This is a genomic window from Larkinella humicola (genome assembly GCF_008727875.1).
Taxonomy (GTDB): Bacteria; Bacteroidota; Bacteroidia; order Cytophagales; family Spirosomataceae; genus Larkinella; species Larkinella humicola.
Window position 1 is genome coordinate 287,384 of record NZ_VTWS01000007.1, and the last position, 21,845, is coordinate 309,228.

The 21,845-nt window shown below is 53.2% G+C and carries 18 protein-coding genes; 13 read left to right on the forward strand and 5 right to left on the reverse strand.

Annotated elements, in window-relative coordinates; all coding sequences use genetic code 11:
- Positions 1-36 precede the first annotated feature (36 nt).
- The 8 genes from F0P93_RS25245 (at position 37) to F0P93_RS25280 (ending at position 7,927) form a co-directional block, all read left to right on the forward strand.
- The gene (locus F0P93_RS25245; protein ID WP_150880499.1) at positions 37-1,008 is read left to right on the forward strand and encodes a D-ribose ABC transporter substrate-binding protein; all 972 of its coding nucleotides are present in this window, start codon (positions 37-39) and stop codon (positions 1,006-1,008) included.
- Between the two features lie 145 nt (positions 1,009-1,153).
- Complete coding sequence (locus tag F0P93_RS25250; protein ID WP_150880500.1) at positions 1,154-1,783, forward strand: DUF2291 domain-containing protein; 630 nt, start codon at positions 1,154-1,156, stop codon at positions 1,781-1,783.
- A gap of 1 nt (position 1,784) precedes the next feature.
- Positions 1,785-3,287 carry a sugar ABC transporter ATP-binding protein gene (locus F0P93_RS25255; protein ID WP_150880501.1) on the forward strand — a complete coding sequence of 501 codons (1,503 nt, stop codon included), beginning with the start codon at positions 1,785-1,787 and terminating at the stop codon, positions 3,285-3,287.
- An 11-nt stretch (positions 3,288-3,298) separates the two neighbouring features.
- On the forward strand, positions 3,299-4,279 hold the full coding sequence (locus F0P93_RS25260) for an ABC transporter permease (protein ID WP_150880502.1): 981 nt from the start codon (positions 3,299-3,301) through the stop codon (positions 4,277-4,279).
- Positions 4,280-4,283: 4 nt separating this feature from the next.
- Positions 4,284-5,774 (forward strand): FGGY family carbohydrate kinase, encoded by a 1,491-nt coding sequence (locus tag F0P93_RS25265; protein WP_150880503.1) that lies wholly within the window; start codon positions 4,284-4,286, stop codon positions 5,772-5,774.
- Positions 5,775-6,000: 226 nt separating this feature from the next.
- The gene (locus F0P93_RS25270; protein ID WP_114407910.1) at positions 6,001-6,165 is read left to right on the forward strand and encodes a lmo0937 family membrane protein; all 165 of its coding nucleotides are present in this window, start codon (positions 6,001-6,003) and stop codon (positions 6,163-6,165) included.
- A gap of 145 nt (positions 6,166-6,310) precedes the next feature.
- A complete protein-coding gene (locus F0P93_RS25275; RefSeq protein ID WP_150880504.1) occupies positions 6,311-6,712 on the forward strand; it encodes a hypothetical protein in 402 nt (133 codons plus the stop codon).
- 99 nt (positions 6,713-6,811) lie between these two features.
- Positions 6,812-7,927, forward strand: a complete 1,116-nt coding sequence (locus F0P93_RS25280; RefSeq protein WP_225309637.1) for a hypothetical protein — start codon at positions 6,812-6,814, stop codon at positions 7,925-7,927.
- 16 nt (positions 7,928-7,943) lie between these two features.
- On the opposite strand, the gene F0P93_RS25285 is transcribed toward F0P93_RS25280, so the two are convergent.
- Entirely contained in the window at positions 7,944-9,509 is a 1,566-nt protein-coding gene (locus F0P93_RS25285; RefSeq protein WP_150880505.1) for a glycoside hydrolase family 43 protein, read from the reverse strand.
- 106 nt (positions 9,510-9,615) lie between these two features.
- On the opposite strand from F0P93_RS25285, the gene F0P93_RS25290 reads away from it, so the two are divergent.
- The 5 genes from F0P93_RS25290 (at position 9,616) to F0P93_RS25310 (ending at position 12,355) form a co-directional block, all read left to right on the forward strand.
- The gene (locus tag F0P93_RS25290; RefSeq protein ID WP_150880506.1) at positions 9,616-10,383 is read left to right on the forward strand and encodes a toxin-antitoxin system YwqK family antitoxin; all 768 of its coding nucleotides are present in this window, start codon (positions 9,616-9,618) and stop codon (positions 10,381-10,383) included.
- Between the two features lie 138 nt (positions 10,384-10,521).
- Positions 10,522-10,845, forward strand: a complete 324-nt coding sequence (locus tag F0P93_RS25295) for an ArsR/SmtB family transcription factor (RefSeq protein ID WP_150880507.1) — start codon at positions 10,522-10,524, stop codon at positions 10,843-10,845.
- 19 nt (positions 10,846-10,864) lie between these two features.
- On the forward strand, positions 10,865-11,347 hold the full coding sequence (locus F0P93_RS25300) for an SRPBCC family protein (RefSeq protein WP_150880508.1): 483 nt from the start codon (positions 10,865-10,867) through the stop codon (positions 11,345-11,347).
- A 6-nt stretch (positions 11,348-11,353) separates the two neighbouring features.
- Positions 11,354-11,743: a DoxX family protein gene (locus F0P93_RS25305; RefSeq protein ID WP_150880509.1), complete on the forward strand. Its 390-nt coding sequence runs from the start codon at positions 11,354-11,356 to the stop codon at positions 11,741-11,743.
- A 48-nt stretch (positions 11,744-11,791) separates the two neighbouring features.
- On the forward strand, positions 11,792-12,355 hold the full coding sequence (locus tag F0P93_RS25310) for a DUF4256 domain-containing protein (protein WP_150880510.1): 564 nt from the start codon (positions 11,792-11,794) through the stop codon (positions 12,353-12,355).
- 26 nt (positions 12,356-12,381) lie between these two features.
- Here F0P93_RS25310 and F0P93_RS25315 read toward each other — a convergent pair whose 3' ends face one another.
- The 4 genes from F0P93_RS25315 to F0P93_RS25330 are packed head-to-tail and all read right to left on the reverse strand — an operon-like array spanning position 12,382 to position 21,840.
- Positions 12,382-16,053, reverse strand: a complete 3,672-nt coding sequence (locus F0P93_RS25315; protein ID WP_150880511.1) for a sensor histidine kinase — start codon at positions 16,051-16,053, stop codon at positions 12,382-12,384.
- A 21-nt stretch (positions 16,054-16,074) separates the two neighbouring features.
- Positions 16,075-18,633 (reverse strand): HEAT repeat domain-containing protein, encoded by a 2,559-nt coding sequence (locus tag F0P93_RS25320; RefSeq protein WP_150880512.1) that lies wholly within the window; start codon positions 18,631-18,633, stop codon positions 16,075-16,077.
- Positions 18,608-19,180, reverse strand: coding sequence for a GNAT family N-acetyltransferase (locus F0P93_RS25325; protein ID WP_191908916.1), 573 nt, complete (start codon positions 19,178-19,180; stop codon positions 18,608-18,610). Before F0P93_RS25325 ends, F0P93_RS25320 begins: the two co-directional genes overlap by 26 nt.
- Positions 19,177-21,840, reverse strand: coding sequence for a TonB-dependent receptor plug domain-containing protein (locus tag F0P93_RS25330; RefSeq protein ID WP_150880514.1), 2,664 nt, complete (start codon positions 21,838-21,840; stop codon positions 19,177-19,179). The genes F0P93_RS25325 and F0P93_RS25330 overlap by 4 nt, the downstream gene beginning before the upstream one ends.
- Between the last annotated feature and the right edge of the window lie 5 nt (positions 21,841-21,845).

Sequence of the window (21,845 nt, forward strand, 5' to 3'; positions counted from 1 at the left end):
GCGGCTACTTACTTTAATCGATTGTGCAACAACACCATGAACCAGGCATTCTTTCCTAAAAAAATACCGCTATTCGCCTTGATCATCACGCTCCTGATTTTCGGTGGATGCCAGAAAACGTCCAGCGAAAACCAGCCTAAACAGGTTGCGGTCATTATTTCGACGCTGAACAATCCCTGGTTTGTGGTGCTGGCCGAAACGGCAGCCGCCCAGGCGAAATCACTGGGTTACGAAGCCAAAATCTTTGACTCCCAGAACAATACGGCGCTGGAAACCGATCATTTCGAAAACGCCATTGTCTCCGGTTTCGACGCCATCCTGTTCAATCCAACGGATGCCGACGGTTCGGTCGTGAATGTTCTGAAAGCCAAAGAAGCGGGTATTCCGGTGTTTTGTATGGACCGTGAAGTCAATTCGAGCGGGGCGGCAACCTCCCAGATTCTGTCCGACAACTACGCGGGCTGCGTGGCCATCGGGAAATATTTTGTTCAGACGATCCCGAAAAAACCGTCAGGCGACGCGATCAAATATGTCGAAATCCTGGGTCTGGTGGGCGACAACAACACCTGGAACCGGTCGAAGGGATTCCACAGCGTCGTGGATTCGTACCCGGCTTTCAAGATGGTAGCCCAGCAAAGTGCCGATTTCGACCGGAACAAAGCGCTGGAAGTGGTCGAATCCATCTTACAGGCCCACCCCGACATCGACGGGATTTTCTGCGGGAACGATGCCATGGCGATGGGCGCTTACCAGGCCGTGATGGCGGCTGGAAAAACCCGCGAAATCAAGGTATACGGTTTCGACGGAGCACTGGATGTCATCGAGTCGATCAGCAACGGAAAAATCATGGCGACCGGCCTGCAATCACCCGAGACGATGGCGAAAACCGCTGCGCTGTATGCCGACGACTATTTCAAGGGGAAACGGGATTTCCCGCAAAAAATGCCGGTAGCCGTTGAACTTGTTTCGCAGGCTAACATCAAGGATTACAGCGCATTGATTAAATAAAACTAGGACTTTCGCTTTTGCCCCTAAATCCCCTAAAGGGGACTTTCTGCATCCGGAATTAGCTGCGTCCAAGTCCCCTTTAGGGGATTTAGGGGCAAAAGCGAAAGTGTAAATAATTATCAGACGTAGTCCTAGAAACTAAACCATGAATAAACCCGGATTAAAGTATGGAGCCTTGCTTCTGCTGTTGGCGGTAGTGGTCTATCATTCCGTTTATTTCAAAAAACTGGACGAAGTGAAGGCCAAAGGAGCCCGGACGCAGTTCGATGCCGCAGCCTACGCCGATGCCTTCTGGAAAACCAAACTGCTGCCCGCAACCACCAAAGCAACCGACCTGAACACCTTGATTCAGGCCTTGAAAACCGATAAAGACCAGGCGTTTGCTGCACATTCCAACGCGATGAGTATCGGCAACATCCGGTATTTTCTGGTCAAAGGGCAGGGTAAAATAACCGCAGTTCGCGATCAGGAGGTCACGGTTTCGCTGACCAACGGACCTGACATCATCGTGGCCACGGAATACATTTTCGGAAATGCCGCCCGCGATGCGTCGGGGCTGATCAGCCTGACGGAGTTTACCAATACGATGGATTTAAACAACGTCTCAGCCGAAATCAACCAGATTATTCGGAAGCGGGTGGTGGCTCCGTTTAAAACCAGCGTAAAAACCGGGATGGAAGTGGAGTTTACCGGGGCCATCGAACTGAACCGGGCCCATTTGCATACCGAAGCCATCGAAGTCATTCCCATTTCCATCCGGTCCGTGGGTACGTGATATGCTAAGAGCGGAAAACATAACGAAGCGATTTTCGGGGGTAACCGCGCTGGACGCCGTTTGCCTGGAATTTCAGGCCGGAAAAGTGACGGCGGTGATTGGTGAAAACGGTGCCGGAAAGTCCACGCTGATGAAAATCCTGTCGGGTGTTTATCCCGACTACGAAGGCCAGATTTGGTACAAGGGGAACCCCGTTCGGTTTGCCTCTCCCCGCGACGCGCAGGACTGCGGCATTGCCATCATCCACCAGGAACTGAACCTGATTCCGTACCTGACCATCACCGAAAACATCTTTCTGGGCCGCGAACTGACAACCCGCTGGGGAACCCTCGACAAGAAGGCCATGCGACTGCGGACCGGGCAACTGCTCGACCGGCTGAATCTGTCCATCAGCCCTGACACGCTGGTTTCGGAGCTGAAAGTGGGACAGCAGCAGGTGGTCGAAATCGCCAAAGCGCTGCTGATCGACTCGGAAGTCATCATCATGGATGAACCCACCTCGGCCATCAGTGAAAGCGAGGTGGAAGTGCTGTTCAGAATCATCGCGGATTTAAAAAAGGCACAGAAAGCCATCGTTTACATCTCGCACAAACTGGACGAACTGTTCAAAATGGCCGACCGGTTTGTAGTACTGCGCGACGGCAAATCCATCGAATCCGGCGAAATGCAGGGCATGACCCACGATAACATCATTCGAAAAATGGTGGGGCGGGCAGTTCATACCATCCGTCGGCAAGCCGGTTTTTTGTCTCCCAAACCGCTGCTGTCGGTGGAGAATCTGTGTCTGAAGCACCCCGAACGAACGCAGGAAAACCAGCTCAGGAACATTTCCTTCACGGTGGGGCGGGGCGAAATCGTCGGTATTTTCGGGCTGATGGGCGCGGGACGAACCGAATTACTGGAAACGCTTTTTGGCCTGCATTCGAAGCGAACCAGCGGCAAAATTCGGCTGGATGAGCAGGAAAGGTATTTTAAGTCGCCCGGCGACGCCATCGCAGCAGGTTTGGCGCTGGTGCCGGAAGACCGCAAAAAAGACGGACTGGTACTGGGGCTGGATGTACGGACGAACATCAGTTTGACCAACCTCAAAAGCATTGAACGGAACGGACTGCTCAGCCGGGCGAAAGAATCCAGTCTGGCAAACCGATACATCACCGACCTGACCATCAAAACATCCTCGGAGCGGCAAACCGCCCGGAACCTGAGCGGGGGCAACCAGCAGAAAATCGTTCTGTCGAAATGGCTGGCGACCCATCCCAAACTGTTGATGCTGGACGAGCCCACGCGTGGCATCGATGTCAACGCCAAAAATGAAATCTACAAGCTCATTCTGCAACTGGCCGACGAAGGCATGGGCATTCTGGTGGTTTCCTCGGAACTCCCGGAAATTCTGGCGATTTCCGACCGTATTTTGGTCATGAGCGAAGGAAATCTGACGACCGAACTCCCCGCCAATGCCTCGGAAGACGAGATCCTGAAAGCCGCTATTCCTCAAACCATTTAACGAAGGCATCCATGCAAATTTCCTTGCAAACCTACCGACCCATTATCCTGAAATTTCAATCGCTGATTGCCCTGCTCCTGCTTTGCATCACGATCGGCGTTCTGTCTGACAAGTTTTTTACCGTGGCCAACGGCTGGAACGTTCTGCGGCAAATCTCGGTCAACATCTGCATTTCCGTCGGCATGACGCTGGTGGTGCTGACGGCCGGCATCGACCTCTCCGTCGGTTCGGTGCTGGCGCTTTCGGGTGCCATTGCCGCCGGTTTGTTGCGAAATGGAATTGAACTCCCCGCCAATAATCTATACATCGGTTTTACGGTTTTCGGGGCCATCGTTGCCGGAATTCTGACCGGTAGTTTGCTCGGCTGGTTCAACGGCTGGGCGATCACCCGGTTCAAACTGCCACCGTTTGTCGCCACCCTGGCCATGCTCACCATCGCCCGGGGTTTGACGATGCTCTGGACCGAAGGATTTCCCATCACCGGTTTGGGCGATTCGTTCACTTTCCTTGGAACCGGCTGGTTTTTAGGCATTCCGCTCCCGGTATGGATTTCCGGTGGCATTGTTCTGGTCACGGTTTTACTCATGGATCAGACCCGGTTTGGCCGGTACGTCTACGCCATCGGCGGCAGCGAAAGCGCGGCCCGGCTGTCGGGCGTCAACATCAATCGCATCAAAATAGGGGTCTACACTCTGGCCGGTGCGCTGGCGGCAGTCGGTGGATTGCTGGTGACGTCCCGGCTGGATTCGGCGCAACCCAATGCCGGAACGAGCTACGAACTGGATTCCATCGCGGCCGTGGTCATTGGTGGCACCTCGCTGTCGGGCGGACGGGGCAGCATCCTCGGCACGGTGCAGGGAGCGGTCATCATTGGCGTGTTGAACAACGGACTGGTGCTGCTGAACGTCTCGCCGTTCTGGCAGCAGGTTGTCAAGGGAATCGTCATTCTGCTGGCCGTTATCATCGACAAATCCAGCGCCAAAGGCGAGTAAGAACATGGAAAATAGCTTCATTCTGGCGATCGATCAGGGCACGAGCAGTACGAAAACGCTGCTGTTTAACGAACACGGAGAAGCCGTTGCGCGGGCATCGGAACCGCTCAGAACCCGGTATTACGGCGACGGTTACGTCGAGCAGGACCCTGAACAGCTATTCGCCAATGTGCTGGTTTCTGTCAAAAAATGCCTCGAAACTTTTGCAGCTCAGGGCGGTGATCTTCGGGCCATTCGGACCTGTGGCATTTCAAACCAGCGCGAAACCTTCGTCGTCTGGGATCAGGCCGGTGTGCCGCTCTATAACGCCATCGTTTGGCAGTGCAAACGCTCGATCGAGGTGTGTGAGCGTCTCAAATCCGAAGGGCTGGAAGAGCAGGTAAAAACGAAAACCGGTCTGTTCATCGATCCTTATTTTTCGGGAACCAAACTGATCTGGCTCTACGAAAACAACGAAAAAGTGCGCCAGGCCGTCGATGCCGGAAATGCGTACTTTGGTACGGTCGATACGTGGCTGCTCTACCAGTTAACCGACGGCCAGGCCTATTTTACCGACTACACCAACGCATCTCGAACGCTGTTTTTTAACCTGAAAACGCTGGACTGGGACATGGAACTGCTGGCAGCTTTTGGTTTATCCCAACTGAATCTCCCCCAGCCCAAACCGTCGGCTTTTTCGTTCGGCGCGTCGAATTTCAACGGTTTATTCGATCATCTTCTTCCAATTACTGCCCTCATCGGCGACTCCCACGCGGCTGCGTTTGGCGAGGGGTGTTTTGAACCCGGCACCGCCAAGGCGACGTTGGGAACGGGCTGTTCCATCCTCATGAACATTGGCTCGGAGCTTCAGGAGTCAAAACGCGGAATGGTTTCCACGGTTTGCTGGAGCACTGAAGACCGCGTGGATTACGCCCTGGAAGGTGTGATCGTCACCTGCGGGGCCACCATCGAATGGCTAAAAAATAGCCTGAATCTCTTTGCTGAAAGCCGGGAAACCGAAGCGATGGCCACGGCCGTCAAAGACAACGGCGGGGTTTACATCATCCCGGCGTTCAGCGGTTTGGGAGCGCCCCACTGGCAGATGGCCCGCAAGGCAACCATTTCCGGACTCACGTTCGGTTCCAGTAAAAACCACCTGGTGCGGGCGGCCCTGGAGTCGATTCCTTACCAGATCAAGGACGTCATTGTGGCGATGGAAGCGGATACCGGAATCCACCTGCAGGAATTGATGGTGAACGGTGGGATGACCGCTAACGGGTTTATCCTGCAATTTCTGGCGGATTTGCTCGGTAAAATGGTCGGCAACGGCGGCATGCCGGATGTTTCGGCGCTGGGTGCGGCTTACCTAGCCGGATTAAAAGCCGGTATTTATCCAGGTCTGACTCACCTCAAAAGTCTGAATACCGGAAAGAAGTCGATCTACCCGGAGGATTCCAAAATGACCCGGATTCATTACGCTGGCTGGCTGGCGGCTCTGGGCGAAACCCGAAACTGATTCTTTTTTTCTCCTTTCAAACGAACCACAAATCGCTCTTTCAACTGAAGTGGGTAGTATTTTCTACACTGTGACACCATTATTGTGTCATTCATGGGTACAACTTTTTACGAATAAAGCTAAAAACAGCCGTTTTTTGCCTCATTAACGCCTTTTCCACAATTGGCACGCATTTTTCTAATCAATAACCGTATCACAGTTTCATTAAACCAAAACAGGAAACGTCATGGGAAATTTGCTTTATGTCATTGCGGTGATTTTAATCATCATTTGGCTGGTAGGATTATTGGGCTTTGGTAGTTTTGGTATGGGTAACATCATCCACGTTTTGCTGGTGATCGCCGTCATTGCCATTATTTTACGATTGATTCGCGGAGACCGGGTTGTGTAGATAGCCGAAATCAACAGACTATATAGGTAAAGCCTCCGGAGTTTTCCGGAGGCTTTTTGCTTTTCAATCAATTTTCTTCTCCCCGTTAAACCTTCGCTGCCAATACGCATCCAAAACACATTAACGAACAACAATTCATACGAACATGAAAAGGATACTGATAATGGTAACAGCCGTAACTCTGATGATTGGCGGTTGTACGACGCAAAGGCCAATATCAAATGACGGACGGTATGACCGGACCAATGACCGCTACGACCGCAATGATGATCGGTATGGTCGTTACGACAACCCCAACGTTCGGGAAATCCCTCTTGAAAATAAACTGGAACGCTGGCAGAACGAACTGAACCTGACCAACCGCCAGAAACGCGAAATCAGGAACATTCAGGATCGCTACGAGCGCCGGGGCCTGACCCGCAATGAACGCAACGACCGTCGGGAATACCGGCAGTTGCAGCAACAGAAACGGAAAGATTTACTCTCCGTGCTGACTTCCCGGCAACGCGACCGGCTTTATCAACTGGAACAACGAAACCGGAGCTAAAACCGGCACAGGCTAATGAACGATGGGCACCCGAACGGTGCCCTTTTTCTTTTTTCGGGAAATCAATACCTTGCCGCCCAATCCCCTTCCTGAACCTTCATGAAAAACCGTTCCCTTACCCTGCTTATCAGCCTGTCTTTTCTGTGTTTTCTCCCTCCCTGGTTGGCCGGCCAATCCAAACCGCCCAAACGAAAAACGACAGTTTCCATCGTGGGCGACCAATTCTACATCAACGGCAAACCCACCTTCCAAGGGCGCACCTGGAACGGCCACAAGATCGAAGGGCTTTTGCCCAATTCCCGCATGGTGCAGGGCATTTTTGACGACCGCAACCCGGAAACCCGCCCCAAGTGGGCCTATCCCGACACCAAAACCTGGGACCCCAACCGCAACACCGCGGAGTTCGTGGCCGCCATGCCGGTTTGGAAAAAACACGGTTTGCTGGCCATCACCCTCAATTTGCAGGGCGGAAGCCCGGAAGGTTACTCCAAAAACCAGCCTTGGATCAATTCGATGTTCAACCCAAACGGCAGTTATGAACCTCACTTTGCCAACCGGCTCAAGCGAATTCTGGACAAAGCCGACGAGCTGGGCATGGTGGTCATTCTTGGTTTGTTCTATTTCGGCCAGGATGAGTACTTAAAAAATGAAGCGGCTGTCGTCAATGCCGTGGACAACACGATGGAAATTTTGGCTAATGGCGGTTACCGGAATGTGTTGATCGAAATCAACAACGAGTGTGACATTCGGTATGACCACGACATTTTGAAGGCGGAGCGGGTTCATGAGCTGATCCGGCACGTGAAGGCAAAGAAACAAAACGGCCACCGGTTTCTGGTCAGCACGAGCTACAGTGGCGGAAAAATCCCGCAAGAGAACGTGGTGCGGGAAGCTGATTACCTGATTCTACACGGCAATGGTGTGAAAGAGGCCGCCAAAATTGCCGACATGGTTCAGCAGACCCGCGCCGTGGCCGGGTACCGCCCCATGCCGCTGGTCTTCAACGAAGACGATCATTTCGATTTCGACAAACCCACCAACAATTTTCAGACCGCTACCAGCGTCTATGCATCCTGGGGATTCTTCGATTACCGCCTGAAGGACGAAGGTTTCAACGACGGTTATCAATCTATTCCCGTCAACTGGCAGATCAGCTCACCGCGGAAAAAAGCGTTTTTTGATTACCTGAAGAAAATGACGGGCGGTTTGCCCTGAAAACCGGTCTGGTTTTTCAATGATACTGCATCCCGATGGACCGCACGACCCCGTAGCCTGGTTTTTCACCCGAAACACTCAGGCCAATGCGCGGGGCACGATCCCAGCGGGGCAGGTAGCCGCCACTGACCGGCATCGCCATTAAAGATTCCGGTTTTCCTCCTTCCGTTGACCAGAAAAAATCATAAAGCTGGCCGAAACGGCTTTTTAGCTGCAAATGAACCGCAGCGGTTGTCGTCGGCAGTGATTGTGATTTCAGGATTTGCCGGACACCCTCTTTCACCTGCCAGAGTTCCAGCGTTCCCTGGCGAACCCCAAACCCCAGCGCATTCGCAGCATCGCCGTAAAGCGTGATGCTTTGCACCACATCCGGTTGCGGCTCAACCGTGGTTGAGAAAGTATAAGTGCCTTTTTTAACCACAAATCCCAGAAAATTCCCGATTGGCGTAGCGACGGTGTTCTGCATTTTGAACGAACCACCTGCCACGTTGAACACCGGTTTTGGCAAGCTGACATCCCACACCCAGGGCAAATCACCCCCCGGTTTTTCAAAGTTAACAGCCAGATTTCCGTCCGTTTTCTGCCCCACTCGGGTGGGCGATTCGGCCTGCGCGGGCGTCGTGGTTCCATACCGGAAAACCGGCCACTGCGTTTTTTCATCCCAAACCAGCTCACTCAGAACACCCTGGCGGCCCGTAAACGTAAAATCGGTGCCATTGTAGGCGTGATGCAAATAGAAATAGCGGTTGTCGGGGGTCGTCACGACGGTTCCGTGTCCGGGGCATTTCCAGGTATCGTCGCCCACCAGCACCGGGTTGCCGGCGTATTTTTCCCACGGCCCCTGCAGTTTTTCGGCGCGAGCAAAACCGACCTGGTAGTTGCAATTGGCTCCGCAACAGGTATTGCCCGAATAGAGCATGTAGAAATACCGCCCCCTTTTAAACAAAGCCTGCCCTTCGGCGCCACCCGCTTCCCAGTTGCCGCGTTCCGCCGTTAGCAAAGTGAACGCCTTGCCGGTCACCTTCAACCCATCGGGCGACAGTTCGGCCCCCAATAGCTCGATGGCCTTTCCTTTGTCCAGCCCGTAGGCTTTCCAGGTGATGTAGCGTTTCCCCTGATCTTCCAGCACAAAGGCGTCGATGGCCTCAGACGTCCATTCGAGCAGGACGCCCTGATCGGAAAAGCCTTTCCGCAGGTCGCGGGTGGTGGCCACGCCGATGAACGAACGCTGGTCTGATTTCCGGCGGGCTGTATAATAGACGTAAAAAATCCCGTTGCGGTGATACAGTTCCGGCGCCCAGAAACTCCCCATCGTCCATTCGGGCAGGGCGGTGAAAACCGGGCCTATATACGCCCAGTTGACCAGGTCCTTCGACGAATAAATTGGGTAGGCGGGTGCCCATTCAGACGACGTACCAGCCGCGTAGTAGGTGTCGCCCACGCGGATGACCGACGGATCGGCAAAATCACCGGCAATAACCGGATTGCGGTACGTAACCGTCGGACTTGGTTGCGGACCTGACTGCGCCAGACCCTGAAAAAATAAAAAAAATGTAGCAATGGTTATATAAATTGACTTCATGCGCTATTTTTAGTTACTGAATGATCAGGCTGACCCGATTTCGTTGAACAAAAGTACGCGTTCGCAGCTATATAGTACGTGAAAAGTAAAATCCATTCCGCGCCCGATGAACAGCTTCTTTCTGATAGCCCTGGCCACCTTGCTGGTCGCCCAGCCCGACGACGAAAACAAGAAAAGTCGCCGGATGAAGAACCGGATTGAACGCCGGGAATTTCAGAATTCGATTGAGGAAGTCACCTACCACGATCGTTGGAAACGCGTGGCAACCTTCCGCGTGTATGACAAAGCCAACCGGCGGCTTTTGGAAGAACATTACCGGGATTTTCAGCTCCGAATCCGCCACGGACAAACCCGGGCCTGGTATCCGAACGGACAACTGCACTGGACCTGCGATTTTAAAGATAGCCAGATCAACGGCCCCTATTTTTCGTATTATGAAGATGGCTCCCCGAAACGCCGGGAATTATACAAACTGGGAACAGCCCGGAAAGGCGAATGTTTTACGCCCGAAGGAACACCGGTCGAGTGCCAGCCTCTTATCAAAAAAGCAGAATTTGAAGGCGGTAAAAAGCAATTTATCACCGTATTGAAGGAGCGGCTTCGTCACATTCAGCCCACCGAACCATCGGTTTTTTTCACGCTGGAAGGAACCCTGTCGGAAGAGGGCATTCTGTTTGGCCTCAAGCCACTGGCCTACATCCAAAACCGCCCCCCGGCCGAGCGCGAACTGGCCCGTCAACTCGTAACGGCTCTGCGAGATATGCCCCGTTGGCAACCCGTTATCGTTGATGATCAGCCCATTGCCAGCGATTTACTGATTAGTATCTACTTCAGCAATGGCAAAGTCTACGGCGGCAGTTACGACATCCAGTAACGCCAGGCCGGTAGGGCCAACCACCCAACCTCTTCACCCAACTTTCATGGGTCAGCCCTCCCCTGACTTATAAAAAAAATCAAAAAAAATTGCGTAGTCAAATAGCTACACGTAAATTTGTAGCCAAATGACTACACAATGAATTTACGACGAGATGTATTCCAGGCCCTGGCCGACCCGACCCGCCGGGCCATCCTGCTGCTGGTGGCTTCCCACTCAATGACGGCAGGAGCCATCGCATCCAATTTTGACACCGCAAGACCGACCGTTTCCAAACATTTGCAAATACTGACCGAGTGCGAATTGCTGGAACAACACCAAAACGGCCGGGAAATGTACTATTCCATCAATGCGAAAAAGATGAAAGAAGTAGCGGATTTTATCGAACCATTCCGTGCAATGTGGGATGATCGGTTCAACAAATTGGAAACCCTAATGAAAAATTATAAACCCGGGCAATAGACGGATACAACAGGCTGGTATGGAACGAAAAACAAAAATAATGGCCGAAGACGGCAAACAGGAATTGGTGATCACGCGGGAATTTGAATTGCCCGTATCGTTACTTTTCAAAGCCTACACAGAAGCTGATCTGGTGGCGCAATGGATGGGAACGAAGGTGCTGAAACTTGAAAATAAAAAGCACGGCAGTTGGCAATTTGAAACCGCCGATGCGCAGGGAAACGTAGTATTTCAGTCCCATGGCGTGATTCATGAATTGGTACCGAACCGGAAAATCACCCGTACCTTCGAGATGGAGAACACGCCCGGTTCGGCGATCCGATTTGAGGCTCAGCTTGAATTCCTGGAATTTGATCACCTGACCGACGACACCAGCAAACTCACGATGCACATTGTCTACCGATCCGTGGCCCTCCGGGACCAGATGCTGCGGCTCCCCTTTGCCCAGGGCATCAACATGGCTCACAACCGTTTACAGGACATCGTACGCCAATTAAACTAACCGGAAATGAAAAAGAGAACTACAGTAATCTACTGGATTGCCACGATCTGGCTGGCCCTGGGAATGCTGTCAACCGGAATCGTACAATTGATTAAAATGAAAGAAGAAGTTGACATGATGACCCGGTTAGGCTATCCCGTCTATTTTTTAACGTTGATCGGAATTTGGAAAATAGCCGGTGTTATCGCCATCCTCATCCCTAAATTCCCGTTACTCAAGGAATGGACCTATGCCGGCTTTTTCTTCGCTATGTCGGGGGCGGTTTTTTCTCATTTAGTCGTACGGGATGACGCTAAAGAATTGTTTGGCCCCCTATTATTGCTAATCTTAATCGGTGTATCCTGGTCTTTCAGGCCGGTGGACCGAAGGTTTACTATGAGCCTGTCAGTAGGATGATGAAGGCTTGAATCAACAGTTAGAAAAAACGTATAAAAATCTATCAGAATGAGCCATCGAAACGAATTGTCTTCCCAACAACGCGAAGAACTTCTGAAAATTTTAAAAGCCCGTTTTGAGAAAAACGCGAACCGCCACGCCGGGCTAGATTGGGCGAAAGTGCAGGCCAGACTGGAAGCGAATCCGGCCAAACTGTGGTCGCTCGACGACATGGAAAGCACGGGTGGCGAACCGGATGTGGTGGGCTATGATCAGAAGACGGACGAATACATTTTCTATGATTGCTCGGCGGAAAGTCCCAAAGGCCGCCGAAGCCTTTGCTACGACCATGCAGCGCTGGAATCCAGGAAAGAGAACAAACCGGCCAACAGTGCCGTTGAGATGGCGTCAGACATGGGCATCGAACTCTTAACGGAAGACCAATACCGGGCCTTGCAGCAACTGGGAACATTCGACACCAAAACATCGAGCTGGATTCAAACCCCTGCCGAGATCCGAAAACTCGGTGGTGCGCTCTTTTGCGACCGTCGCTACAACACGGTTTTCGTCTATCACAACGGTGCCGAATCGTACTATGCGGCCCGGGCGTTCCGCGGCTCGTTGCGGGTTTAACCAGTCCGCAAAACCGCCACCATACGTTAGTCACCCAAAACCGGCAGCGTCATCTGAATCTCGGTGTACTCGCCTTCTTTCGAGCTGATTTCGATTTTCCCCCGGTGGAGTTGCACAATGTCTTTGGTCATGAACAGGCCGAGGCCGGTGCCTTTGGAGGTGGGTTTGGTGGTAAAAAACGGATTGAAAAGGTTGGCAATTTCCCGCTGCGGGATGCCTTTGCCGTTGTCCCGAATGCGTACAATAACGTGGTCATCAACCCGACTGGTAACAATCCGTACTTCGGGCATGAAGTCTTTGGTCAGCTTGCTCTTTTCAAACAGGGTATAATACGAATTGCTCACAATGTTCTGAACCACCTGCCCGAATTCGTTCGGTAGCAGGCTGGTTCGGACGGGCTTTTTGTCCAGATTCAGCACCAGATTGATGGCAAAATCCGGGTAATCGCCTTTCATTTCGTGTAACGCAACCCGGGCTTTGGTTTCGACAAACTGATTGAGATCGGTGTCCTGAAAATCCCGGGATTTTTCCCGCAGCAATACCTGCATGTCTTTCAGAATCCGGGTCGTACTGGCGCTGTGTTCCTGAATTTTAGCCAGATTCATCTTCAACACGTCCAGATCATCCATGATGTCGTCCCGCACATCGGCGCTGAGCACGTCCTGCTCCTTTTTAAGCCGGTCGGCAAATTCGTGGATGATTTCTTCCGACAACTGGGAGAAATTGCTAACGTAATTGAGCGGATTCAAAATCCGATCCACAATGCCTTTGGTCAGTTGACCAACCGACGCCAGCCGCTCCTGACGGATCAGTTCGTGCTGCGTGTTTCGGAGGTCGTGCAGGGTATTTTCGAGATTCTCCAGCAGCCGGGTTTTGATGAAAGCGGCAATCAGGTGTTCCCGCAGATTCCCGATCATGCTGATGTCGCGCTGGTCGAACGCGCCCGACCGGGTGGTGTTTTCGAGCGTAATGAACCCTTCGATGTGGCCTTTGTTCTCGATCACAATGGTAATTAACGACTTGGGCGTATCCAGATCATCGATCGGATTGTTCAGCGGTTCGTAGTAAACGTCATTTTTCAGGTAAATGTCTTCGAATACTTCGACGGTTTGCGACAGGTAGCGGTTTTCGGCCTGTTCGCGCGTGAGCCCAACCGACGCCACGTGCGACAACTCCAGATTACTCCGCAGCGCTTTGAAGAGGTATGAATTCGTCGGTTTGTCATACACCAGAAAGCTCGCGCTCGTCATGTTCCGGATCACCGAAAACTTCGTTAGAATGGTCTGGAAGAGATTGGCGAAGTCGATTTCGGCATTGATCGACTGCACAATGAGGTCGATTTTTTCGAGCTGGTCGTTCTTGATCGCCAGTTCTTCCGACTGCTTTTCCAGCTCCGATTTCTGGCTGACCACCTCTTCCGTCCGCTCCTGAATCAGCGTTTCCAGCGCCTGTTTTTCCCGCATCAGCACCTTCAGTCGCCAACGCACCAGGAGGTAAATGAGCAAACCGGCAGCCAGAACAAATAGCGTGATCACCCACCAACGACCATACCAGGGCGGAAAGACCCGGAAGGAATAGGTCGCTTCTCGACTCGGGGTTTCATAAATATTCCGGGCGCGCACCCGAAACACGTAGTTGCCCGGCGGCAGGTTGGTGTATTCTTTCTTGCTTTCCGACGTCCAGTCCGACCAGGCTTTGTCGTAATTTTCGAGCCGGTATTGAAAAGTCAGTCCTTTTGCAATTGGAAAACTGGCCGCCGAATACTCAAAGCTCACGTCACTGAACTGGTTTTTCTCATCCAGCGTCTGGACTTTCCGAATCAGAGCCTGATACGGCAATTCGTATTTTCTGGCAATGGCGGCATTGTACCGAATCACGCCATCGCGCCCGCCAAACCACACCAGCCCCTGCTGATCCAGGTAAATGACGTTGACCGGCGAGGTGGAAATCGGCAGAAATGGCGTCGTAAATTCAGTAAAACCGCTGCCCTGTTTTTGATACAGCGTCACGCGTTTTTTGTCGCCTTCCACCGTCCAGAGGTTCCCGCTCCGGTCTTCCATCAGGTTATTTTTCCAATACGCCGTCCCTGGTTTTTCCGTACCAAACGGATTGTAGGCGGCAAAGCGGTTTTGCTGCGGATTGTACCGATAAATGCCTTTTTCGTTGAAAACCAGCACGCCCTGCGTCGTAACCGCAACGCGGTTGTAAATCAAGGTGGGCAACCCCTGCTGACTTTCTACCACCTGAACCCCGTTGGTCGTAGCGGTCAACCGGTGTAAACCCGCCGTCAGCGTTTCGAGCCAAACCGTGCCGGATGGGTCTTCGTGGATGCCGACCACACGCTCGGAAAAATCGGAAATGGACCGATAGGACGCCGGTCTTTCGCGGGAAACCGTGAGAATACCCGCACCGTTTTCCGTTCCGACGTACAGACGCGACGGGTCTTTTCGAGACACGGCAAGACTAAGTGCGTACGATTGCGTCAAAGCCTGCGTTTGGCTACCGGTCAGTTGATAAACGCCTTTGCTGGTGGCGATTAAAAGCGAACCGGCGGCTTCGGCCAGCGAAAAACAGCTCATGTTCAGGCCCGGCACCGGGCGAACGGCCGCGTTGGTCAATTGAAAAAGACCATTCACCGCAGCCAGATAAACCGTGCCCCCCATCCGACGGATGTCCATGATTTCGCCCGTCAGCCGCGACGATGTGCCGAACAGAGTCAGTTGCGAAGGTACCTCCATCTGCGCCAGACCGTTGTTGAGCGCCAGCCAGACGGTCCCTTCGCGGTCGGTAAACATCGCATTGACGAGCTGGTCGGTCAGCCCTTCGATGCCCCGAATGGTCTGTTTGAGCTGCCCATCGGGATTCAGGATCAATATGCCACCCCGCAAGGTACTGATGGCCAGGCTACGATCATTCAACACCGCGCCACTGGTGGCCTGATGGGCCGAAAGAAAAGCGTTGACCGGACTGCTGAAAACGTCGATGGTGTTGTTGGACAACTGAAAAAGGCCCTGGTTGCTGGTGATTAGCAGCGACTGATCCTTACTCAAAGGCAAGATATCAAGCAAGTCAAACAGCACCGGCACGTTTCCGTTCTGGCGGACCGGCGCGATCGAACCGTTCCGAAACACGCCTAATCCGCTTTGTTTCCGAAACAGATAGAGTGATTGATTGACCTCAAACGCCGACAGAACCGCCTGCTCCACGGCCCACTCGTTGACGGTTTTTCCGTTCCAGCGAAATACCCGGTTTTGGCAAATGAAGTAGATTCCATCCGGCATTTCGAGCACCGACAGCACCTCATCAAACCGGCTTTTGACCCGCTGACTCAGACTGACAAACCCGAGCGTTCCGGTGCTGTCGGCTTTCAGAACGCCAAATTCGCCATTGGCTCCTACGTAAATGGTGCCGTTTTTGGCCCGCAGCAACGCCGACACTTTCGTGATGTTGGTGGTCGGGATCGTCCGCCAGTTCAATCCGTCGTATTCGAGCACCCCGGCGAAATTGCCGACGTAAATGACGCCCCGCCGATCCTGCGTTACGGCAAAATTTTGCCCGTTCGCGTTGTATTGGTCGGGCAAATACAGTCGCGTCGGCGGCACGCCTTCATCCGCCCCGCCGGGCTGTCCTACCGCCATCCCGGCGTTTACCAGCATGAACAGGGCAATCCCACAAAGGCATGACACAAACCGACTCATTGTTTCCAGCTATTGACACCATTAATGTACACTCACTTCCTCCACCGCAACGGCTTCGTTCCGGCTTATTAACAGCTCGGCTTGCGACCGAAAACCGGCTACCCGACTGGCAAGACGGCAGCGTTCTGAATCGGGCTGTAGCAGCAACATCCGGTGCAACTCCCCAAACCGGGTCGGATTCAGTTCTTTCAGGACAAAGAACGCAGTTTCGGCGATCCGCTCCTCCGGTGACGAGACGTTGGCCACCAAAATGGTCGTCGGATCAGTTTCGTGCCAGACCAACAGTTCGCGAAGGACGACGGCTTTGAGTTCCGGCGTAATCTTGTTGAAATCCTTGTTGATGATGTCGTGTAGCCGGGCTTCTACCGACAACTGTTGCTGCGGGTGATTGACCGCGCTTCTCCGCAGTCGCTCGGCGAACGAGATGTCCGAAAAGAGCGGTAACACGCTGCCTTTCACCTCTTCGGGCAAAGCCGTACTGAGCAATTCGATCAGATAGCCTTTGATTTCGTCGTTTTTTTGTGTGATCAACTGGCTGATCAGATCGAAGCGGTTGTCGCCGTAGAGGGTGGCCAGCAGGTTGAAAACGGTAGGAACGATCCGGTTTTTTTCGTCCCGCAACGCATTGATGATCGGCGCATTCCGGGGATACGAGTCCAGATCTAGCCGGGCCGCTGTTAACCAGACCAGCAAGCCCACCTGCTCGTCGAGTTGCAGCAGCACGTGGGGCCGTTCCAGCACGGTGGCGCGGTGATTCAGGTGATTCAGTCCTTCAAACACTTTGTCGCGCACGACCTGAACGGGGTGGTTGATCCGCGCCCGCAAAAACCGCAAAGCCGCGTCGCCCCCCATCTCGTTGATCATCCCAACGATGTGAGCCTGCTGTTTTCCGGACAAATTGGCCTGATTGAAAAACCGGGCCAGCGACGGAATCACAGCGTCGCCAACCGATAAAATCGCGGAGGTCGCCGTGTCGCGGTAGGATTCATCGAGCAGGTGTTCGAAGAGACGTGGCCACAATTCCGGTTTCCGCAACGCCCCCGAAGCCAGCAAAGCCGCCTTCCGGACGGTCGGATTTTCGTCGTACAACAGTGTCTGTAAGTGGGTGTAGGCATAATACCGCCCCGAATAGCCCAACTCCGTAGCCGCCAGCGCCCGGTCGTCGGGGTTGTCCGATTCGGCCAGCCGTACCATGCTGGAGAACGCCTGAGCCGAACTGAGCGATCGTTCGGCTTTGGGACGAATCGTCGTGTGATCAATGGTATTTTTATACGCCAGCGTCGCCGACCGAATTACGGCGGCATTCAGAGTCGCCCGGTATTCGGATTGAATCCGGAAAGAAACCACCGCCCAAAAAACCAGAATGACCAGAAGCAGATAGCTCAAATGAACGAGCGTAATGGCGCTGAAACTGGTCAGAATCAGCAGTAAAATGCCCGGCAAAATACTTCCCAGGGCCTTGGGACCACCCTCGATGCGGCTTTGGATCAGCGTCCGTTCGGCCGACGGTATGGGTTGAAACAGCACCTGGAAAGCCGGTTCGCTGATCGACCTCCGTACTGAACTCAGAAAAAAGCGACTCAGGGCAATCAGCGCAAAAAACAGGGAGGTCGTTCCGTACACGGTGCCATAAACCGCCCCAACGGTGTAACTGACGAGCAAAGCAATGGGCAAGATCACAATACCGGCCCGAATGGAATACGCACTGATTAGCCGGTTATACAGGAATGACTTGATAATCAATTCAATCACGGCACAGATTCCAAAAAACATACCCAGAAAACCGGCGAGCAGTTCCTTGTTGGGGAAAATCTCTTTCGACAGAATCGTGAACATGAATTCGACGTAAATCAGGCCAAAAACCGTGAGCAACGCAATGATTGCCAGCATCGACTCATACGATTTGCTCGCCATCGCACCGGTTTCGACCGGCTGAGTTGCGGCAACGAGTGAAGGCGGGGCCGTTGTCAGCTTTGGCTGGAAGCGTTTGTAGATGTAGGTCATCAACAAGGCGCAGAGCACCAGCAACACCAGCGCCAGCACCAGCAAATCGTCGGTTGAAACGAACGTCAGCAGAAGCGGTACCGATAAATAACTCAGGATCGACGCAATGACGTCACCCGTCGTAATGAAACTGAGCAGTCGTTTGCTTTGGCCAAAATTGAAAACGCGCCCGGCAGTGGCCCAGAACGTGATGCCGTGGATGAAAACGAAGACGCGGTTCCAGAGGTAGAGCACAAAATAGACCCACTTGTTATTCAGGCTGCTGGCGGCCAGCAGCAAACCAGCAACGGACAGGAGCATGAACGCCAGCAAATAGCCATTGACGCGCAGGAAAGACGCTTTTCGGCGGAGGTAGCGTACGCCCAGGCCGAGGACATAGACCAGCGATCCACTGGCAATGAAGGCCATCGGCAATTGATTACGCTCGAAATTGACCAGAAAAAGGGAGGTGGTACTGGCGAAAAACAGGGCGACCGCTCCTCCCATCAGCAGGGAGTAAACGACGAACAGCAACACCGTTTTGCCTTCGCCCGACTGGAGGTTGAGAAATCTATAGACTGAGTCCCGCCGGAACATCCGCGAATTGTTTTTTAAGATCGTACTGCATGAAAAACAGAGGCCAGTCGGGTCGTTCGGGGGCGTTCCGCAATTCGCAAACCGTCGAAAAACCCAGCTTCGTCAAGGCTCGGATCCGAAAGTTGAGCTGCGTTGAAGCCACAATCACATCGACCTTTTTCTTTTCGGCCATCCGGATGCGCGCCCGGTCCAGTTGTTCGGCAAACCCGTTTCCGCGAAACTGGGGGTCAATCACCATCCGACTGAACGACGCAATGGTCTGATTTTCAAACCGAAAGCGGCTTTCGTTTTTGGGCAGCAGAAACGAATACGGAGCGGTTTCGATGGTTTCGTGAATGTTCATCCGGGCAGCCGCCACAATGACGCCGTTCCGGGTAATGACCCAGTGGTAAGCCGTTTGGTCGAGAGGTTCGATCCAGGTTCGATTGGAAAAGAAAAGGGGATTGGCACCCGGTTCGTTGATCCAGGCCCGCACGCGAAGCACACCAATTTCGTCCATCCGATCCGGATACGTTACCTTTTCCAGACAGTACTTTTCAGCAATCATTGATTCCATGTCACAGGGCCCGACTCCTTGGGTTTAAGGGTGTAAAAAACCGCCAGCGACAGAATCCGGCGATCCATCAGGAAACGGGAAGCGTACGTAAAATTATCGGCTTCCCGGATTCCCGGAACAAAGTATTCCTTGTTGAGCAGGTTGTTCACCGACAGTTGCAGCGACAAGCCATTCAGCAAATTATGGTAGGTAAGGTTCGATTTGAGTACCAGAAACGGGTCGAAACGCCGGGATGGGTTGTTGCTGCCCGCCGTTCCCGCACCGGTTTTTCTCGCACTGACGTAGTTGCCCGCCAGGTAAAAACTCAGCCGGGGCGTCAACTGGTAATCGGCACCGGCGTTGGTCATAAAATCGGCGATGTCGCTGATGCGGAGTTTGGCATCTTCGTCATACGGGTTGGTGTACGTAAAATTCCACCAGATGTTCAGTTTGGCAGACCGGTAGCTGCCTTCGCCCTGCAACCCCCAGATCCGGCGTCGGCCAATGCCCTGAAACTGCTGCGTCATGCTGCCATTTTCCTGCATGACCTGGGCCGTTCCGACGGCGTTGCTGTAGTTGGCAAAATAACCGACCACATTGAACGACATCTGCTTCGTGGCCTGGAGGTACGCGCTCATTTCCAGGTTGTTCACCCGTTCGGGCAGTAGCGTCGGGTTCGGCAACCGACGGGTAGCCGTGGTGCCGTATTTCTGCAAAAACGACGCATCCTTGAAGGCTTCGGCATAAATGGCCTTGAAAATCACTTTGCCCCGGTTATAAATAGCCGCCAGCCGGGGCGTTGCCACGGTGCCGTAGCCCCCGTTGCTCCGAATCCGGTTGTTATCGACCCGTAAACCGCCCACCAGTTTCAGGTCTTTGAGTGGTCGGTAGGTGACCTGCGAATACACCCCGATGTCGTTGGCTTTGAAGTTGTTGCCCCCCGCCAGTCCGGACGCATTGGCCACCGAGCCGGTTTCGTCGGCAAACATCAGCGTCGAGGTGATGTAATTGCCCTGAATCAACCCGCTTCGCAATTCAATCCCCCCGCTGACGTCGAGGTTGTATAAAGGACTCCAGAACAACCGGAGTTCGTTCCGAAACTGGGTCGAAATGCGGTATTGATACGTGGCTGTCGCCTTCGGAATCGAGTCTTTTTCCAGTTCCAGAAAACCGAGTCGCCCATTGTAATAGCCGTTGTAAGTCACCAGGTTCGTTGTGCCCTTGATCTCGTGCAGGAGGTACGACGAGATGTTCATGATCTGAAATTTATCACTGAACGCCTTGTTGTAGGTAATCGAAAACGCCCGGTCCTGCGTCACCCAACGCGGGTTTTTCTCCGTCGAAATCGTGGATTTATTGGTATACCAGGGCGTTCCGCTTTCGTCGGTTTTCCAATTTAGAAACGAAATGGTCAGGTCTTTGAACTCCAGTTTTCCCCGAAAAAACCAGTCGCGTTTGGTATTACTGAACCCTACTGCATTGCCGTTCAGGGTGTTGCCAAACAGATTGTTATCCAACCGGGCGGCTCGTTGAGCCCCTTCGGGTGTCAGGCGCAGGGCCGTAGCCTTGCCATCCGGGGCGTAATCCACTTTATATAGGTTACTGTTTGGATAGAGTTTGGTCAGGTTCGTTCGCTGGAGGTACTGCTGCGCCCGGTAATTACCGCTGGCGTCGGTGCCAAGCTGGTCAAATTGGCCGGTGTAATCCCCCGCTGTCCGGGCATCAAAATTCCATTCCGGGTAGTCCGACAAATCGCGTTCGCCGGATTGGTAAACGCGGCCCGTGACCGACAGGGCGACGTCGGCGTTTTTGGCCGTCAGCACGCCATCGACCTGATTCCGGCCGAGCGCGCCCGACCGGGCGTGACCGTTGAACGCCACCTGTTTGGCCGGTCCCGGCAGATTCCGGAAATTTTTGGTGATGATGTTAATGACGCCCATGAATGCATTGGCCCCGTACAGCGTCGAAGCCGGGCCGTAGATGACCTCCACCCGTTCAATGTCCGACAAGGGATACTGCGGAGCGATCAAAACCGTGTTCGAAACCAGGTCATTCTCCTCCACCCCATCGATCAGAATCAGCGTCCGGTCGTTGGACGTGGAGCGATAGCCCCGCTGGTAGAAATTGGTCGAGCCGATGCCGTTGCCCCGAATGACGTCAAAACCGGGCAGATCGTGCAGAATATCCTCCAGTGACTTGTAGCCCCGCTGGGCAAAATCCTTGCTGTTCAATACCGCCACCGTGGCCGGTACATACAACAGATTTTCCGCTTTTTTGGAAACTGACGTTACCTGTAAAATCTGCTCTTTCGATTCCCGCACCTGCTGAAAAAGCGTTTTGTAGCGCGGAGACGCCGAAAAATCGGGTTCAAATTTCGGATTGAGCGTCAGAAGCTGGCTGATCGACCGCGCACTTTGCGGCAGGGAATCAATCGCCAGGTAAGTCATCGACAGAATCTTGTAGGCCTGCACACGGGCATATTCGCTGAACCCCTTCTCGACGCAGGGATTCAGGAGCGCAAACACCTCATCGAAGTTACCGGTCGCATACCGTTTTTCAGCTTCCGGGATCACAGCCGATTCGTCGCAGTTGGCCTGCGCAAAGGTCGGCAGCCGAGCCCATCCCAGCAGCAAAAAACTCAGTATCAAACCAATCGGGTAAAATTTAGTCATGTACG

Coding starts and splice junctions, on each gene's coding strand:
- F0P93_RS25250 (WP_150880500.1), top strand. CDS start 1,154: ATGAATAAACCCGGATTAAAGTATGGAGCCTTGCTTCTGCTGTTGGCG.
- F0P93_RS25285 (WP_150880505.1), bottom strand. CDS start 9,509: ATGAAGTCAATTTATATAACCATTGCTACATTTTTTTTATTTTTTCAG.
- F0P93_RS25315 (WP_150880511.1), bottom strand. CDS start 16,053: ATGAGTCGGTTTGTGTCATGCCTTTGTGGGATTGCCCTGTTCATGCTG.
- F0P93_RS25305 (WP_150880509.1), top strand. CDS start 11,354: ATGAAAAAGAGAACTACAGTAATCTACTGGATTGCCACGATCTGGCTG.
- F0P93_RS25325 (WP_191908916.1), bottom strand. CDS start 19,180: ATGATTGCTGAAAAGTACTGTCTGGAAAAGGTAACGTATCCGGATCGG.
- F0P93_RS25330 (WP_150880514.1), bottom strand. CDS start 21,840: ATGACTAAATTTTACCCGATTGGTTTGATACTGAGTTTTTTGCTGCTG.
- F0P93_RS25245 (WP_150880499.1), top strand. CDS start 37: ATGAACCAGGCATTCTTTCCTAAAAAAATACCGCTATTCGCCTTGATC.
- F0P93_RS25275 (WP_150880504.1), top strand. CDS start 6,311: ATGAAAAGGATACTGATAATGGTAACAGCCGTAACTCTGATGATTGGC.
- F0P93_RS25295 (WP_150880507.1), top strand. CDS start 10,522: ATGAATTTACGACGAGATGTATTCCAGGCCCTGGCCGACCCGACCCGC.
- F0P93_RS25320 (WP_150880512.1), bottom strand. CDS start 18,633: ATGTTCCGGCGGGACTCAGTCTATAGATTTCTCAACCTCCAGTCGGGC.
- F0P93_RS25290 (WP_150880506.1), top strand. CDS start 9,616: ATGAACAGCTTCTTTCTGATAGCCCTGGCCACCTTGCTGGTCGCCCAG.
- F0P93_RS25280 (WP_225309637.1), top strand. CDS start 6,812: ATGAAAAACCGTTCCCTTACCCTGCTTATCAGCCTGTCTTTTCTGTGT.
- F0P93_RS25270 (WP_114407910.1), top strand. CDS start 6,001: ATGGGAAATTTGCTTTATGTCATTGCGGTGATTTTAATCATCATTTGG.
- F0P93_RS25310 (WP_150880510.1), top strand. CDS start 11,792: ATGAGCCATCGAAACGAATTGTCTTCCCAACAACGCGAAGAACTTCTG.
- F0P93_RS25300 (WP_150880508.1), top strand. CDS start 10,865: ATGGAACGAAAAACAAAAATAATGGCCGAAGACGGCAAACAGGAATTG.
- F0P93_RS25260 (WP_150880502.1), top strand. CDS start 3,299: ATGCAAATTTCCTTGCAAACCTACCGACCCATTATCCTGAAATTTCAA.
- F0P93_RS25265 (WP_150880503.1), top strand. CDS start 4,284: ATGGAAAATAGCTTCATTCTGGCGATCGATCAGGGCACGAGCAGTACG.
- F0P93_RS25255 (WP_150880501.1), top strand. CDS start 1,785: ATGCTAAGAGCGGAAAACATAACGAAGCGATTTTCGGGGGTAACCGCG.